Source organism: Micromonospora sp. DT53 (assembly GCF_049841535.1).
Taxonomy (GTDB): domain Bacteria; phylum Actinomycetota; class Actinomycetes; order Mycobacteriales; family Micromonosporaceae; genus Micromonospora.
Genome location: NZ_JBNCKM010000007.1, coordinates 236684 through 252751 on the forward strand (window position 1 = coordinate 236684; position 16068 = coordinate 252751).

Consider the following 16068-nt stretch of genomic DNA (forward strand, 5'->3'; position numbering starts at 1 on the left):
AATGTGCCTGTTCTGACCACCAGTGGCGCCAGCGCCCGGTTCAATGGCCGACGACGCGGCCGAGGAAGCGCTCACCAACCTCGGCGATGTCCTCGGCGGTCCACTTGAGGGCGGGGGTGGCGACGGTGACCTCGGTCATCGCCATACCCGGCACGGCTGTTTCCTGCCACCCGGCGACGAACCACACCTTTTCCTCCTCGGCGAGTGCGAGCGTAGCGTCGTTGAGCGCCTGCGCCGAGTGGGGCAGCCAGAGACGGAATCGATGGGTGTGCGGAGGTTCTGGATACACCCGCGCGCCGGGAAGCGCGCTGAGTGCCGCGGCGACTGTTCGCGCGTGCCGCACATATTCGGGGATGCGAGGCAGCTCCCTGTCGAGTCCGGCGAGTGCGGTCAGAGCGGCTGGCCACTGCTGGAACACCTCGCCGCCGTAGCGGTGCCGCCAGATGCGGGCGTAGGAGGCGAGCTGCGTGGTGCCCGCGAGCGCCGCCCCGCTGATACCGCCGATCGTTTTGTAGAACGAGACGTAGGTGCTGTCGGCGAGGTCGGCGATCTCGCTGAGGGTGTGTGCCAGGTGTGGGGTGGATTCCCAGATTCGGGCGCCGTCGACGTGCACGCGGGCGCCGATGGCGCGCGCGGCGGCGGATGCGGCGGCGAGCTCGTCCCAGGAGGGAAGGACGAAGCCAGCGTCGCGCAGCGGGAGTTCGATGACGACGGTGCTCACGGGTTCGGCGAGGGCGGTGATCTCGTCGGCGGTGGGGTTGCGCGGCGCGGTGGTCGGCCAGGTGCTGCGCAGGCCGCTCAGGTGGGCGTAGGCATGCCGTTCGTCCATCTCCAGGTGGCCGAGCGGGTGGAGAGCGACGGTCGGGTGCCCGGTGCGGTCAGCGCCATAGCGCAGCGCGACCTGCTGGGCCATCGTGCCGGTGGGGAAGAAGACGGCGGCCTCGGTTCCCAGTAGTCCTGCCACGCGTTCTTCAAGCGCGTTCACCGGACCGTCGCCGTAGAAGTCGGGCTGACCGTCCAGATCACCGCCTGCGTCCATGTCCGCGAGCCGCTCCCTCATGGTCGTGGGCCGGATGCCGGAGAGGATCTGGTCGCAGGCGCGCAGCGCGGCACGCCGACGCTGCCTGGTGTTGTGGGACATCGGCGGATCGTCGCATGTCGGCGCAACAGAGACCAATCGGTTTCCGGCGGCAGGAGATCAGCGTCAGCGAACGAGTTGCCCTAGTCGCAATCGGCCTGGCTGGACGACATCGGCGGCTGACTCCAAAGACCGCGTAGTGATCATCAGGGCGATAGCGGAGATGCTTCGCTGCTGCAGCCGAGGCGGTCCAGTTCGCGCGTGACGGCCTAAGCCGGCGTGGGTGGTGACAGGATTGTCGGCATGTCTGCTCGCGCACAGAGCTTCGGGATGGTGGCGGAACAGTACGAACGGTACCGACCGGGCTACCCCGCCGAGCTTGTCGACCTGGTCCTGAGCTACGCGGATCGGCCGATTCGAACGGCACTGGAGGTCGGCGCCGGCACGGGCAAGGCGACCCGGCTGTTCGCCGGAGCGGGCGTCACGGTCACCGCGACCGAGCCGGACGAGGCCATGCTCGCCGAGCTGCGCAAGCACGTACCGGCAGGCGTCGAGACCGTGCGGGCCGCGTTCGAGGACCTGCGGCCGGGCGTGACGTACCACCTGGTCTACGCGGCGGCGGCACTGCACTGGACCACACCGGAAGGTCGATGGCCACGGGTGGCCGCGCTGCTGGAACCCGGCGGCGTGTTCGCCTCGTTCGGCGGGCCGAGAAAGCTGGTCGACCCAGCGGTGGCGGACGCTGTCCGCGCCGCCCGGGCACCGTTTCTGGAGAGCGACGAGATCCCGTCTCCCGACGGCACGCCCCCGGGACAGGCCATGCAGTGGCCCGGCACGGAACTCGAACGCTCCAAATTGTTCACCGATGTGCGGCAGACCGTGATCGAGCGTCGGCTGACGATGAGTGCGCGCGACTACGTCGGGCACCTGTCGACGATCTCGGCGTATCTCACGCTGCCGACCTCGACGCAGGAGCAGGTCTTCAACCAGATCGAACGAATCCTGCCCGACACGGTCGAGCTTTCCGCAGACCTCATCGTGCACCTCGCCCGTCGGCGAACCGACCAGTAGTGCCCGAGGGAGCTCAGACCAGGAACTCCTCGCGCATCCGCGCGCCCAGATTGATCCCGCCGACCGCCCGTGGGCCGGCCGGATCGTGCACGGCGACTGTGTTGTTGCGACGCATCAGCTCCCGGACCGCGGGCGGTAGCCGCGGCGGATCGTCCATGGCCGCGAGGACCCGCCCGGCACTGACGATCAGTCGATCGGCCAGGGTGGCGGCGTCGGTGTCCACCCGCACCCGGCCGTACTCCCAACCGGAGGTGGTCAGGTCAAGCACCTCGAACACGCGGGTCACCAGCGGGTTCGGATCGGTCACCCGCTCCAGCCGGGGCGCCCGGTTGCCGAGCACCGTGACGGCGGCGGCCACCTGCGCGTACGGGTGGAAGCCACACGGCAGCGCGAACAGCGGCCAGCGCAGGGCCGGGCCGGCCTCCTTCCACAGCGGCCGGTAGTTACGGCGGTGCACCAGCAGCCGTCGGCCCGTCCGCCGGTGGATCTCCTGGGCCTGGGCCTGAAGGTCCACATGGGCCTCGTCGGCGACCTGGCTCACGATCCGGGTCGCCACCACCAGGCCGTCGTCGCTGTCGAGCGAACCGGTGAGCGCCTCGACCTGCTCGGTGAACCGAACCCGCGCGTGCGAGCCGTACCGGGACTGGACGTCGTGCAGCAGTGCCTGCTGGCGTCCCGGGTCGAGCTGGACTCGCCTACCGCCCAGCAATCGACGGAGCCAACGCATGTCGCCTCGATTCAGCAGAGCCATCGCGGACGGCGGCAATGCTAGTGCGTCGACCCTCCCTCATGTTCCCAAGGGGGTTGATCGACTCCGTTCACGGAGACCGCGATCACCGCCGACGCGGCGTGATCAGCCCCGACTCGTACGCCCACACGACCAGTTGGGCCCGGTCGCGGCAGTGCAGCTTCGTCATCGCCCGGTTGACGTGTGTCTTGGCGGTCAGCGGACTGATCACCATGCGCGCGGCGATCTCGTCGTTGGTCAGCCCTCGGGCGACCAGCTCGACGATCTCCTGCTCCCGGGCGGTCAGCACGTCGCGTCCGGCCATCGGCACGGGCGGCGGTGGGCCGGCCACGAACTCACTGATCAGTGTGCGGGTGACGGTTGGCGCGAGCAGCGCGTCGCCGCGCGCGACGACGCTGACGGCGTGCAGCAGGTCGGCGGGGTCCGCGTCCTTGAGGAGGAAGCCGCTGGCGCCCGCGCGGAGGGCGGCGAAGACGTAGGAGTCGAGCCCGTAGTTGGTGAGGATGAGAACGCGGATCGCGGCGAGGTCGGGATCGGCGGCGATGCGCCGGGTGGCCTCGATGCCGTCGAGGCCCGGCATCTGCACATCCATCAGGACGACGTCCGGGCGCAGACATCGTGCCAGGTGGACGGCCGAGGCGCCGTCGGTCGCCTCGCCGACGACCTCCAGATGGTCCTCGGCGTCGAGCAGTGCCCGGAAGCCGGCTCGCATCAGCGCCTGGTCGTCGACGATCAGCACCCTGATCAATCCGACTCCCGCAGCGGGAAGGTGGCCCGTACGGTGAACCCGTGGTCGTCCTGGGCGGCGGCGCGCAGCGTGCCGCCCAGCGCGCTGACCCGCTCCCGCATGCCCCGCAGGCCCACGCCCGGGGTCAGGGGCTCAGCCGGCGACGCCTGACCGTCGTCGGTGACCGCGACGGTCAGACCCGCCGGGGCGTACTCCACCTGAATGTGCGCGGTCGCGGGGCCGGCGTGGCGGGCCACGTTGGTGAGGGCCTCCTGGATGACCCGGTACCCGGCCTGGTCGACGTCGTCGGGCAGCTCCCCGCGCTGACCGGTGACTGTCACCTGCACCGGTACGCCGACCGCCCGGGTCCGCTCGGCCAGCTCGTCCACCCGGGCCAGTCCGACGCGGTCGCCGTCGGTGGGTGCGCGTAGGACGTCGAGGGTCGTGCGGAGCTCCCGCATCGCGGCGCTGCTGGCCTCCTGGATCGCCAGCAGCGTGGCCGACGGCGCCTCGCCGTGTTTGCGGGCCAGGTGCACGGCGATTCCGGCCTGCACCTTGATCACGGAGATGCTGTGGGTCAGGGAGTCGTGCAGGTCCCGGGCGATGCGCAGGCGCTCCTCCCCGGCGCGCCGCAACGCCATCTCCTCGCGGGTGCGTTCGGCCTCGATCGCCCGCTGTTCGACCTGCTCCAGGTACGCCTGGCGCTGCCGCGCGACGAGCCCGGCGACGTTGGCCGCCACGAACCAGCCGAGCAGCAGGGCCGTCCGCTCGGCGACCAGTTGGCCCGGTCGGCCGGCCGGCGCTATCGAGATGTCGCGGGCCAGGAAGCCACCGAGGAAGGCGAGGCTGGCCACGGCGGCGGCCCACCGGTGTCCCTGCCAAGCGGCGACGTAGACCGCGCAGAGGACGGGGAACGCAGCGGACACCCCCGGGTGCACCCGGATGTGCACGGCCAGCATGGCGACGGTGACCACGCCCAGCGCCACCACCGGGTAGCGCCGGCACGCCGCCAGAGCCACCACCGTGGCCAGGACCAGGGCGACGTCGAGCACCTCGACCGTCGCGGCATCCGGGGTGAGCACGGCGTTGCCGAGCAGGAGGACGCCGAGGGCGAGACCGCCGAGGGCGTACGGGAGGTCACGGCGCATGCTCGCACTGTAGAACGGCCGTCGTCGGTGGAGCATCCCGCGCGCGTGGTACCCGCGGCGTACCACGGTCGCGGTATGTGCGGCGGGACAAGTGCCTGCGGCGGCGCGATGCTTTCCCGGCCCGCCGCCGCGAGCATCGATCCCATGACATACCGCTTCTTCACCCCCGTGCCGCCGAGGGCGGTCACCGGCCGCACCGCGCTGGTCTACCAACAGTTGCGCGACGACTTCCTCGGGCCGTTGCCGACCTTCCAGGCGCTCTCCGCCGTGCCGGACGTGCTGGCCGCGACCTGGGCGCTGATGCGGGAGGCGCTGCTCGCCGGGGACGCACCCCGGGTCGACCGCGAACTCGTCGCGGCCGCCGTGTCGTGGGCCAACCGCTGCCAGTTCTGCGTCGACGCCCACGTGCTGCTGCTGCACGCGCTGGGCGCGCCGCAGCTGGCCGAGGCCGTCGCCCGGGGCGAGACGCCGCCCGAGCCGAGGCACGCCCAGCTCGTCGGCTGGGCGCAGGCGAGCCGCAGCCCCGGAGCCGCCGGGTGGACCAGCCAGTACCGCCCGGAGATCACCGGCACGCTGCTCGCCTTCCACTTCATCAACCGGGTCGTCTCCGCGTTGCTCGACCCCGATCTGCTCCCCGGCGGCCTGCAACGGTCCCCACTGGTGCGCTCGGTCGGGGGCCGGCTCTACGCGAAGGCGGCCCGGGAGCCGAAGGAACCCGGCCGAAGCCTCCCGCTCCTCGACGCCGACGCGACGGCGTCACCTCCCGTCTGGGCGGGGGACAGCCCGGTGGGCGTCGCCTACGCATCGTTGCGCAACGCCGCCACCCGGGGTGGGGACCTGCTGGGCGACGTGGCACGCCAGACCGTGACGGCGACCGTGCGCTGGGAGGACGGCCGGTTCCCGGCCCGACCCGCGGACTGGGCCGTCGACCTGGTCCGGGACGTGCCGGGTCGGGACCGCATCGCGACGCGGATCGCGTTGCTGGCGGCGTTCGCACCCGGCGCGATCAGCCCGGGCGACGTCGCTCTCTGGCGGCTCTCCCATCCGGCCGACGCCGACCTCGTGGCGTTGGTCGCGTTCGGGGCGATCACGGCCACCGACCATGTCGCCCGGGCTCTCGCCTCGGCGCGCCTCTAGGAGGTAACCCATGCGCAAGGCATTCGTCATCGTCAGCGCACTGTTGCTCGTCGCGTTCGCCCTGCAGTTCGTCTTCGCCGCCGTGGGCGGGTTCACGAGACCCGCCGGCGACGACGCGTACGCGCTGCACAGCGTCAACGGCCTGGCGGTCATCCCGATTCTCGCCCTGCTCACCGCCCTGTTCGCCGCGCTGGCGAAGGCGCCGGGAAGGCTCATCGGACTGGCGGTCCTGCCGATCGGCCTCGTCGTCCTCCAACCGCTCATCGCCATGCTCGCCGAGGCGTTCACGGACGCGTCGGGTGTCAGCACCCCCCTCGGCCTGACCATCGGTGGGTTGCACGCGCTCAACGGGATCATCGCGGTCCACGTCGTGGTCGGTGTCCTTCGGGCGGCGCGACGGTTGGCCGTCCCGGTGCCGGCCGGCGCCGCTCGGCTGGCCACCCGGGAAGGGGAGCCGGCATGACCACCGGGTCGCTGCTCGTGGCCGACCTCGTGATCGCGGTCCTCGCGGCCGCCGGCTGGCTGGGTGGTGGCGCGGCGTCGGCCGTCCGGCGTCGTCCGCTCGCGCTGGGGCTGGCGGCCGTCGCGTTGCTCGCCACGCTCGCCCGCGCGGTCACGATCACCGCCCTGGCCCGCGCCGGCTGGTGGTTCGCCGCGGAGAAGGTCCTCATCACCGGCCCCCTGTCGCTCGCGGCGGTGGGCGTCGCCGGTCCGCGGCTGCTGCGGGTCCCGGGCGACATCCGGGCCGTCTCGGTTCCGCTGTTCTTCGCCGGGTACGCCACCAGCGGCGCCCTGCTCGTGACGATCCTGCACGGCTATCCGGCGTCGGCCGGGGCGGGGCTGCTCGCGGTCGCCGGGGTCGTGGCGGCGACGATGATCTCGGGGCGTGCTCTCGGCGCGCGCCCGTCCCGGACGGTGTCCCGGGTGGCTCTCGGGGTGGCGGTCGCGGCGCTGGTGACCGGAACCGGGCTGACCGTCGCCCCGGGCGCCGCGCCCGCCGTACCGCATGATCATGGTTATCCGGTGGCCCGGATCGCCGACGAACCCACCCGGCGGTTCACCCTGACCGCCGGGAGCGTCACCGTGGACGCGGGCGGTCGGAACGTCGCGGCGTGGGCGTTCAACGGGCAGGTACCCGGACCGGAGTTGACCGCCACCGTCGGCGACGTCGTGGAGGTGACGCTGCGCAACCGGGACATCGGGCGCGGCGTCACGCTGCACTGGCACGGGTACGACGTGCCGAACGATCAGGACGGGGTGCCCGGGGTGACGCAGGCGGCGGTGCGGCCCGGGCAGGAGTTCGTCTACCGGTTCCGCGCCGACCAGGCCGGGACGTACTGGTACCACACGCACTCGGCCTCGGATGTCGGCGTGCGGATGGGTCTCTACGGTGTGCTGGTGGTGCGACCGGGCCCGGTGACCGGCCTCGACGTCACCGTGCCGGTGCACACCCTGACGGGCCGTCCGTTGCCCGCGCCGAGGGTGGAGCCGGTCGAGGCCGGCGTGCCGGTGCGGCTACGACTGATCAACACCGACAGCACGACGCATCGGTACGCCCTGGCCGGCACCCCGTTCCGGGTGGCCGCGATCGACGGCGTCGACCTGCGGGGCCCGACGCCGCTTGTGGACACCGCCCTGCTGATCCCGGCCGGGGGCCGCTACGACCTGGTCTTCAGCGCGCCGGCGACACCGGTGGCGCTGTTCGTCGACGGACGCGCGGTCTACTCGACAGGCCCGGTGTCGACGGCGACCGGCGCCTGGCCGGTGCTCGATCCGCTCGGCTACGGCGCGACCGCCGCGGCGCCGTGGTCCCGGTTCGACAAGACGTTCACCCTCGTGCTCGATCGCGGTCTCGACCTGCGCAACCTGCTGCCGAGGTACGCCCACACCGTCAACGGCGCGGCCGACCCGGACATCCCACCGCAGGTCGTACGCCGGGGCGACGTCGTGCGGTTCACGATCGTCAACCGGTCGCAGATCGTGCACCCGTGGCACCTGCACGGCCACCACGTCCTGGTGCTGGCCCGCAACGGGAAGTCGGCGGCCGGATCCCCGCTGTGGCTGGACTCGTTCGACGTCCGTCCGGGCGAGGTGTGGGAGGTGGCGTTCCGGGCTGACAACCCGGGAATGTGGGCCAACCACTGCCACAACCTGGCGCACGCCGATGCTGGGATGACGCTGCATCTCATGTACTCCTGATCGCGGATCCCGGTAGTTTTCTGTCATGACTGAGGACAGCTTCCGCTCGGTGGCGATCGAGCGCACCGGCCTGGGCAACTACGTGGTGCGGAATGTTCGTGGCGGGTCGGTGTCGCTGGGCGCGGGCGACGACGGCAGTTTCACGCCGGTGGAGCTGTTGCTGGCCGCCATCGGCGGCTGCACCGCGGTGGACGTGGACCACATCACCAGCCGCCGTGCCGAGCCGACCGAGTTCGCCGTCACCGTGACCGGTGACAAGGTCCGGGACGAGGCCGGCGGGAACCGGATGCGGAACCTGCGGGTCGAGTTCACCGTGACCTTCCCCGACGGCGCGGACGGCGACCAGGCCCGTGCGGCGCTGCCCCGGTCGTTGCAGCAGTCGCACGATCGGTTGTGCACCGTCTCCCGTACCGTCGAGCTCGGCACTCCCGTCGCGATCGCCGAAGGCCCCGGACCCAAGGAGGCTGATCGCTGAGCACGGCTACTCAGGATCCGTGCGGTTCGTTCGTGTGAGGGTGACGACATGCGTCGACTACTGGTACCACTGCTGATCGTCCTCACCGTGGCGGTGGCGTGCGCCGACCCCGAAGCCCGGCGGGGTCGCTCGGCCCCGACGGCCGCGGAGCCGGCGCCCACCGCGCTGCTCGCCGACGGCAGCGTGCCCTGGGCCGACCTGAAGATCACCGCCGAGGACCTCAACGGCCGCCCTGCCGCGCCGAGAACGCCGGCCACCGGCAGCAGGCCGTGCCGGGCGGAGCAGCTGACCGGTCGGCTCACCACGTGGACGCGGCCCGGCACCGGCGGTGAGACGCCCCGAGGCTTCGACGCCGCCATCGGCAAGCTCATCGGCGAAGTGGACGTGCGGAACTCGTCCAAGGTCGAGTGCACCCTGCAGGGCGAGGTGCCCACCACCATGCTCGCCGACGGGCGCGAGATCCCGATGCTCTACACCCACGGTATCGACGAGGAGGGTCGCACCCGGGTGGTCGCCGTGCCGGCCGGCGGCCACGCCAGCCTGCGCCTGGACTGGTCCGGGCCGTTCTGTCGGCAGGTGAAGGGGATGGTGGAGCTCGCGATCGAGCTGCCGCACGACGGCGGCACGGTGCGCGCGCCGGTCACCGCCGACGAGCGTCCGGGTTGTCCGCAGGGGGAGGGGGTCAATCCTCGCGTGCGGGGGACGCTCTCCGCGAGTGGGTTCACCGAGCCGGTGGTGGTGTCGAGACCGCCGTCCTCGCCGCTCGACCAGCTCACCGTCGCTGTCCAGGGGCCGGCGACCGCCGTGGCCGGGTCGCGGCTCACCTTTCGGGTGACGCTGGGCAACCCGACCGACGGCCCGCTCGCGCTGGACCCCTGCCCGGGCTACCTGATGGAACGGTTCTCGCTCGGCGACGCGACGAACGACGCGGTGAACTCGGCCCAGTTGTACCGGCTGAACTGCCGGGCGTTCCCGCAGATCCCGGCGCGCGGCAGTGCCGTGTTCGAGATGGCCGCCGAGGTGCCGGCCTCGATGCGGGCCGGGCGTGAGCTGAGCGTGACGTGGAAGCTCTATCTGCCGCAGTACGTGCAGCGGGGCAACCAGTTCGGTGTCCTCACCCTCACCGTTGTCTGACGGAGCGTGAGCGAGAACCAGAGATAGATGTAGTTGAGCGTATGGGAGCGCTCCCGTAACATGGCTGACGCGGCCTGTTAACGCTCACAATCAGTCACTGAGCAGCGACCACCATAAATGTATAGGCCGCCATCCCGCGAGGAGGGTGCTATATGACCAGATCCAGAGCCACCAATGTCGGTCTGGTTGCGGCCGGCGTCGGCTTACTTGTGTCGTCGACGGTTGTCGCAGCGCTGCCGGCCGGTGCCGCGGCTCAGGGTTGTTCGGTGAACTACACGGTGTCGTCCCAGTGGCAGGGCGGCTTCGGCGCCAGCGTGGCGGTCACGAACCTGGGTGATCCGCTGAGCAGTTGGACGTTGACCTGGTCATACGGCGCCGGGCAGACGGTGACGCAGGCCTGGAACACGTCGCTGACGCAGAGCGGGTCCGCGGTGACGGCGAAGAACGTGAGCTACAACGCCGCGATCCCGACCAACGGCTCGGTGTCGTTCGGATTCAACGGGTCGTGGACGAGCAGCAATCCAGCGCCGACGAGCTTCGCCCTGAACGGTGTCACCTGCACCGGCGGCACGACGCCGACCGATCCGCCGACCGATCCGCCAACCGATCCGCCAACCGATCCGCCGACCGATCCGCCGACGTGCAACCTTCCGTCGACGTACCGGTGGTCCTCGACTGGAGCGTTGGCGCAGCCTAAGTCGGGCTGGGTCTCGCTGAAGGACTTCACGGTCGCCCCCTACAACGGTCAGCAACTGGTCTACGCCACCACGCACGACTTCGGTAGCAGGTGGGGCTCGATGAACTTCAGCCTCTTCTCGAACTACTCGCAGATGGCCTCGGCCACCCAGACCGGGATGAACTCGGGGACCGTCGCGCCGTCGCTGTTCTACTTCGCGCCGAAGAACATCTGGGTGCTCACCTACCAGTGGGGTGGGCCGGCGTTCTCCTACCGGACCTCGACCAACCCGACCAACCCGAACGGTTGGTCCGCGCCCCAGACGCTGTTCAGCGGAAGCATCACCGGCTCGGGCACCGGCCCGATCGACCAGGCGGTCATCGGTGACGACCAGAACATGTACCTGTTCTTCGCCGGGGACAACGGCAAGATCTACCGGGCCAGCATGCCGATCGGGAACTTCCCGGGCAGCTTCGGCAGCAACTACACGACCATCATGAGCGACTCGACGAACAACCTGTTCGAGGCCGTTCAGGTCTACAAGCTGCAGGGTCAGACCCGCTATCTCATGATCGTCGAGGCGATCGGCTCGACGGGCCGCTACTTCCGCTCGTTCACGGCCACCAGCCTGAACGGTTCGTGGACGCCGCAGGCCGCGTCGCAGAGCAACCCGTTCGCGGGCAAGGTCAACAGCGGCGCGACCTGGACCAACGACATCAGCCACGGTGAGCTGCTGCGCACCAACGCCGACCAGACGATGACCGTCAACCCTTGCAACCTGCAGCTGCTGTACCAGGGCCGTTCCCCCAGCTCTGACGGCGTGGACTACGGCCTCCTGCCGTACCGGCCGGGTCTGCTGACCCTGCAGCGCTGACACGATTTGATCAAGCTCGACTGACCCGGAACGGGCGGGCTCGGCGTCACGCCGAGCCCGCCCGCACCACGCCGGGTGCGGTTGATCCACTCGGGCTCATGGAAGTCGCGGTATCCCGGTCGCCCCGACGCCGCGACTTCCATGAACGCGAGTCGAGCCCACCCCTCAGGTGCCCCTCGTCTCGCGACCAGGGGCCAGCGTTGAGGCCGGTGGCGACATCCGTGTAAGGATGTTATGTGAGCTGTGATTCAACAATTTCGTCGGCGGTCGATCCAACCGCCGCCCCTCTTGTGCTGGAAGGGGAGGGGGTTGTGCTGCGAGACTGGCTCGACGCCGATCTGCCGCACATGCCGGGCCTCTTCGACGCGCCGGACATGGCCGCGAACACCGATATTCCTTCCCCATTCGACGCGGACGCCTTTCTGGTCAGAATCCGGCGCCGCCGTGCCCAGGGCATCGTCGACCTGGCCGTGACGCCCGACGGCGGGGAGCCGCTTGGCCTCGTCGCCCTTCACGTGGCGATCGGCGTGCTGGGGTACGCCATCGGCCCGGCGCACCGCGGCCGAGGTATGGCGTCGCGTTCGCTGCGGTTGATGACGAGGTTTTGCCACGAAGAACTCGGCTTCAGTCGATTGCGGCTGAGCATCGTGCAGGGCAACGTGCCCTCACAGCGGGTCGCTGAGTCCGCCGGATACGTCCGAAGCGACGATGACGTCGTCGAGAGGACGAATGGGTTGGGGCAGCTGAAGCTGCTCGAAACGTGGCACTGGATCGCTCCCGTGACGTCCGGCTGACAAAGAGGCGGATACGACACGCGTCATCGGGGCAGCCGGTGGCCGACGAGTTTGGGACGATGCGCCGGTCGACCTACCGACATCACCCGACTCGAAGGGAACCCCCGCGATGGCAACTGTCATCTCCACGCTGTTCATCTCGGCCGACGGTGTGGCCGAGATCGACCCGGACTGGCACTTCCCGTACTTCGACGAGAACATGGGCCGCGCCGTCACCGAGGACTACGACGCCGCCGACGTGCTGCTCATCGGCCGGGAGACGTACGACAGTTTCGCCGGGGCCTGGCCCGGCCGTGAGGCCGCCGGCGGCGACGACGCGCCGTTCGCCAAGCAACTCGGCGACATGCGCAAGGTCGTCGTCTCGCGTCAGCCGCTGGAGTTCTCCTGGCGCAACTCGGAGCTGATCGACGGGGACCTCCTCGACGCCGTCACCGCGCTCAAGGCAGACGCCGGTGTCCGGGGCATCCTCATCCCCGGGTCGATCTCCGTGGTGCAGCAACTGCTCGCCGCGGGCCTGGTCGACGAGCTGCGCCTGCTGGTGCACCCGGTGGCCGCGCGTAAGGGCCGCAGGCTGTTCGACGAGGGCGACACGGCGTACCACCTGCGACTTGTGGCGTCGGAGGCGTTCCCGACCGGCGTCCTCCGCGTGATCTACGCGCCGGGCACTGCGCCGACGCCTGTCGGCTACGACGAGGTCAAGGACCAGGTGCAGGCCGGAAACTAGGGCCCGTTTCGGGGCGACCGCCGCGCTGGCCCTTCTCGGGCCGAGGTCGTCGTACGCCCGTGTGAAGATCCCGTGGTGACCGAGTGGACGTACAACGATCGCCCTGCCGGTGTCAGGTTCCTCACCGATCGGATCCCCGAGCCGGCGCGCACCGCCGTCGAGGACGAGCTGTGGGCCTGGGTCGTGCGGGGTGAGAGCGACGCGGACGAGTTCGTCGACGTCTTCGACGACGCCGAGGAGCGCTGCGGCGCCACGGACGACGAGCTAAGGGCGGCGCACGAGACGGCGTTGGCTGTTCGGCGGGAGCAGCAGCGCGAGTGGGGTGAGGTGCGCGGCAACCTCACCCGCGCTTTCGCCGAGCTCAACGAGCTGGGGGTGTTGGCCCGGGAGAACTTCAGCTGCTGTGGCACCTGCGCGAGCGCCGAGATCCACGACGAGCGGGACGACTCTCGGCACTGGCACGGGTTTCTGTGGTACCACCAGCAGGACACCGAGTCGCTGCTCGCGAGCGAGGACGGCGAGGTCTATCTCGGCTACGGCGCCTACCCTCCGGCCGACTTCGACGAGGTCGCCTACGCGGGCCTGTCGGAGGCCGAGCAGCAGGCCAACTACCAGGCCGACCTGGAACGACTGCTGGACGAGGTCGCCTTTCCGGTGCTCCGCAAGCACGGCATGCGGGTGGAGTGGAACCGCGAGCAGTCCCGGCGGATCCGGGTCACCGGCGCCCAGTGGTACGCCCGACTGGGCTGACCACCACCGACTCATCCCACACTTCGGGCAGCTATTTAATGAGGTTCATCAATATTGACGGTTGAGGTCGACGGGGACAGGATCGCGGGCACCACCACCCTGATCCCTCCTGGGAGGCGCCATGACCCGTCCCCGCCTGCCCCTCCTGCGGGCAGCCACCCGGTTGGCCGCACTCGCCCTCGCCACCGCCGGCGTGCTGCTCACCGTCGCCACCCCGGCCAGCGCCGCGGTGCCCACCGGCCGCTACGTCGCGCTGGGCGACTCGTACACCGCAGGCCCGCTGATCCCCACCCAGGTCGACCTCAACTGCCTACGGTCCAATCGCAACTACCCGTCGCTGGTGGCGGCGTCCGCCGGCTCGTCGTCGTTCGCCGACGTGAGCTGCTCCGGCGCCACCACTGACGACATCCTCTACGGCGGTAGCGGCCAACTGGGCATCACGCTGCCACCGCAGCTCAACGCGGTCACGTCGAGCACGGCGCTGGTGACGGTGCAGATCGGCGGCAACGACATCGGCTTCTCCGGCATCATCGGCGACTGTGCGGAGGCGAGCGTCAGCAGTCCGCTCGGCTCACCGTGCAAGAACCGGTACACCGCCGGAGGTGTCGACCAGTTGCAGGCGCGGATCGTCGCCGCCACGCCGAAGGTCACCGCCGTGCTCCAGGCGGTCCGACGGGCCGCGCCGGGCGCACGGGTCGTGGTGCTCGGCTATCCGGCGATCCTGCCGGACACCGGCTACGGCTGCTGGCCGGTCGTTCCGATCGCCTATCAGGACGTGCCGTACCTGCGTGGCATCGAGAAGTCGCTCAACGCGATGCTGGCAAGCGTCGCGAGCGCCAACGGCGCCACGTACGCCGATGTCTACACCCCGTCGATCGGCCGCGACGCGTGCAAGGGCAGCGGCACCCGATGGATCGAGGGTCTGGTGCCGCAGAACTCGGCCGCGCCGTTCCACCCCAACGCCCGCGGCGAGCAGGGTATGGCCACCGCCCTGCTGACCCGACTGAACAGCTGATCAGTCCGCCGAACGGTCGACCCGGCCCCGCCGCGCTGTGCGACGGGGCCGGGCCGGTGGCTCGCCTCTTCTAGGAACTGATCAGGGTCAACTGGTGCGACAGGTGATCGTCGGCCAGTTCCAGTTGCCGTTGGCCATGATCGTTACGCCGAAGTTGTTGCCGTTGCCGTTCGGCGTCGCGGTGACCGTGCCGCTGTTGCCGTTGACCGAGGCGTTCCAGCTGTTCTGAATGCTCTGTCCACCACCAAGGCCGAGGCTGACGACCCAGTTGTTGGTGCCGCTGACCGCGACGTTGAGGTTGAACCGGTCACCCCACTGCTGCCCGGCGGAGATCGTCGCGTTGCAGTTTCCGGTCCCCGGGTTGCCGGTGGTCGGCCCGGAGGTCGGGTTGCCGCCGCTGCCCTCCCGGACGGTGATGTCGGAGCTTCCGCTGCTCTGGTAGCCCTCGGTGGCCATGACCTGGTAGCTGTGGTTGCTGCCGAGGTTCAGGCCGGCGCGGGCCCAGGCGTCGAAGTGGTTGGCGGTGGTGATGGTGCCACTCGAGCGCTTCTGCTGGCGGACGCTCCAGAACTGGTAGAAGGTCTGGTTGCCGTCGATCGACGGGGCGTTGACCCGCTGGCTGCGCAGGATGTCGTAGGTGCCGCCGTCAGTGGTGACCGTGCCCATCCGCTGCGCGCCGCTGCTCGGGTTGTAGCTGCCGAAGTTCTCCACCACGTAGTACTCGATGAGCGGGTTGCGCGTCCATCCGTACAGGGCGAGGTAGGTGTTGTTGTTGCCCGGGTTGTAGGTGCCCGAGTAGGTGACAGTCCGGCGGTTGCCGGTGGCCCACCCCTTGCCGCCTACCCAGTTGTTTGTGCTCCGGTCCCAGCTGCTGCTGTAGCGGCCGTCGGCGCGCAGCGTCATGCTCGCGTTGCCGCTGTCCTTCCAGAACGAGAAGTAGTAACCGTTGTGCGTGCCGGTGAGGCTCGAGGTGAGGGTCCGGTCGGCCTCGGCGTACGCGTTGGTGGCCGTCATCGTGCCGGCGACGGCCACGACGGCGGCGCACGCGGCACCGAGGAGCAACCGCATGCGGCCGCGGCCTCTCGGTTTGGTGTGACTGGTGTCGGTCATGTAACTGTTGCCTCCTCGTGACGGCTGGCGGGGGCCAGCGGCGCGGTACGCCTCGGCAGGCTGCCGGTGGTCGGGGGACGGCCACGGCGTCGTACCGCTCGGTGGTGGTGGGCCGGTCGTCCTGCACGGCGACCGGAGGAGTGGGTCGTGGTGGCTGGTGCTGACGACAATCGAACGCCGTCGATGGCGACCGTATTAACCCGGCTGTCGCCTTGTCAACAATTTTCGGAAACAGGGTGGCAACACTGCTGTCGTCACCGAGCGGCATCCATCCAGGTCAGTAGTCGATCAGAGTGCAGGGCGGTCCCGGCGCGGTCTCGATGACGGATCACGGGCCGAGTGGCGATCGCCGAAATTTCCGGAGACTTTCCGGACCACATGCGCCGGCTGTGGCAGGCGATCCGGGGC

At 70.1% G+C, this 16068-nt stretch carries 16 protein-coding genes; 11 read left to right on the plus strand and 5 right to left on the minus strand.

All coding sequences use genetic code 11. The features are described from left to right. Positions 1 to 40: 40 nt before the first annotated feature. The gene (locus tag ACLQ3B_RS22935) at positions 41 to 1141 is read right to left on the minus strand and encodes a threonine aldolase family protein (RefSeq protein ID WP_425782738.1); all 1101 of its coding nucleotides are present in this window, start codon (positions 1139 to 1141) and stop codon (positions 41 to 43) included. A 240-nt stretch (positions 1142 to 1381) separates the two neighbouring features. On the opposite strand from ACLQ3B_RS22935, the gene ACLQ3B_RS22940 reads away from it, so the two are divergent. After that, entirely contained in the window at positions 1382 to 2149 is a 768-nt protein-coding gene (locus ACLQ3B_RS22940; RefSeq protein WP_425782739.1) for a class I SAM-dependent methyltransferase, read from the plus strand. Positions 2150 to 2162: 13 nt separating this feature from the next. On the opposite strand, the gene ACLQ3B_RS22945 is transcribed toward ACLQ3B_RS22940, so the two are convergent. The 3 genes from ACLQ3B_RS22945 to ACLQ3B_RS22955 all read right to left on the minus strand — a co-directional run bounded on the left by ACLQ3B_RS22945 (position 2163) and on the right by ACLQ3B_RS22955 (position 4772). Then, on the minus strand, positions 2163 to 2900 hold the full coding sequence (locus ACLQ3B_RS22945) for a hypothetical protein (RefSeq protein ID WP_425782740.1): 738 nt from the start codon (positions 2898 to 2900) through the stop codon (positions 2163 to 2165). A gap of 82 nt (positions 2901 to 2982) precedes the next feature. Beyond that, positions 2983 to 3645 (minus strand): response regulator, encoded by a 663-nt coding sequence (locus ACLQ3B_RS22950; protein ID WP_425782741.1) that lies wholly within the window; start codon positions 3643 to 3645, stop codon positions 2983 to 2985. Beyond that, positions 3642 to 4772 carry a sensor histidine kinase gene (locus ACLQ3B_RS22955; protein WP_425782742.1) on the minus strand — a complete coding sequence of 377 codons (1131 nt, stop codon included), beginning with the start codon at positions 4770 to 4772 and terminating at the stop codon, positions 3642 to 3644. The genes ACLQ3B_RS22950 and ACLQ3B_RS22955 overlap by 4 nt, the downstream gene beginning before the upstream one ends. A gap of 144 nt (positions 4773 to 4916) precedes the next feature. Here ACLQ3B_RS22955 and ACLQ3B_RS22960 point away from each other — a divergent pair, with 144 nt between their 5' ends. From ACLQ3B_RS22960 to ACLQ3B_RS23005, 10 genes are all read left to right on the plus strand, one after another. Continuing rightward, positions 4917 to 5909: a carboxymuconolactone decarboxylase family protein gene (locus tag ACLQ3B_RS22960; RefSeq protein ID WP_425782743.1), complete on the plus strand. Its 993-nt coding sequence runs from the start codon at positions 4917 to 4919 to the stop codon at positions 5907 to 5909. Positions 5910 to 5919: 10 nt separating this feature from the next. Beyond that, complete coding sequence (locus ACLQ3B_RS22965) at positions 5920 to 6372, plus strand: DUF6220 domain-containing protein (RefSeq protein ID WP_425782744.1); 453 nt, start codon at positions 5920 to 5922, stop codon at positions 6370 to 6372. Continuing rightward, a complete protein-coding gene (locus tag ACLQ3B_RS22970; protein ID WP_425782745.1) occupies positions 6369 to 8108 on the plus strand; it encodes a multicopper oxidase family protein in 1740 nt (579 codons plus the stop codon). Before ACLQ3B_RS22965 ends, ACLQ3B_RS22970 begins: the two co-directional genes overlap by 4 nt. Before the next feature lie 25 nt (positions 8109 to 8133). After that, positions 8134 to 8583: an OsmC family protein gene (locus ACLQ3B_RS22975; RefSeq protein WP_425782746.1), complete on the plus strand. Its 450-nt coding sequence runs from the start codon at positions 8134 to 8136 to the stop codon at positions 8581 to 8583. A gap of 48 nt (positions 8584 to 8631) precedes the next feature. Further along, the gene (locus tag ACLQ3B_RS22980; protein ID WP_425782747.1) at positions 8632 to 9717 is read left to right on the plus strand and encodes a hypothetical protein; all 1086 of its coding nucleotides are present in this window, start codon (positions 8632 to 8634) and stop codon (positions 9715 to 9717) included. Positions 9718 to 9869: 152 nt separating this feature from the next. Further along, complete coding sequence (locus ACLQ3B_RS22985; RefSeq protein ID WP_425782748.1) at positions 9870 to 11267, plus strand: non-reducing end alpha-L-arabinofuranosidase family hydrolase; 1398 nt, start codon at positions 9870 to 9872, stop codon at positions 11265 to 11267. Between the two features lie 236 nt (positions 11268 to 11503). Next, entirely contained in the window at positions 11504 to 12061 is a 558-nt protein-coding gene (locus ACLQ3B_RS22990; protein WP_425782749.1) for a GNAT family N-acetyltransferase, read from the plus strand. A gap of 109 nt (positions 12062 to 12170) precedes the next feature. Beyond that, on the plus strand, positions 12171 to 12785 hold the full coding sequence (locus ACLQ3B_RS22995) for a dihydrofolate reductase family protein (protein WP_425782750.1): 615 nt from the start codon (positions 12171 to 12173) through the stop codon (positions 12783 to 12785). A 75-nt stretch (positions 12786 to 12860) separates the two neighbouring features. Beyond that, complete coding sequence (locus ACLQ3B_RS23000) at positions 12861 to 13535, plus strand: DUF6891 domain-containing protein (protein ID WP_425782751.1); 675 nt, start codon at positions 12861 to 12863, stop codon at positions 13533 to 13535. 121 nt (positions 13536 to 13656) lie between these two features. Next, entirely contained in the window at positions 13657 to 14550 is an 894-nt protein-coding gene (locus ACLQ3B_RS23005) for an SGNH/GDSL hydrolase family protein (protein WP_425782752.1), read from the plus strand. 87 nt (positions 14551 to 14637) lie between these two features. Here ACLQ3B_RS23005 and ACLQ3B_RS23010 read toward each other — a convergent pair whose 3' ends face one another. Continuing rightward, the gene (locus ACLQ3B_RS23010) at positions 14638 to 15660 is read right to left on the minus strand and encodes a glycoside hydrolase family 11 protein (RefSeq protein ID WP_425782753.1); all 1023 of its coding nucleotides are present in this window, start codon (positions 15658 to 15660) and stop codon (positions 14638 to 14640) included. Positions 15661 to 16068 lie beyond the last annotated feature (408 nt).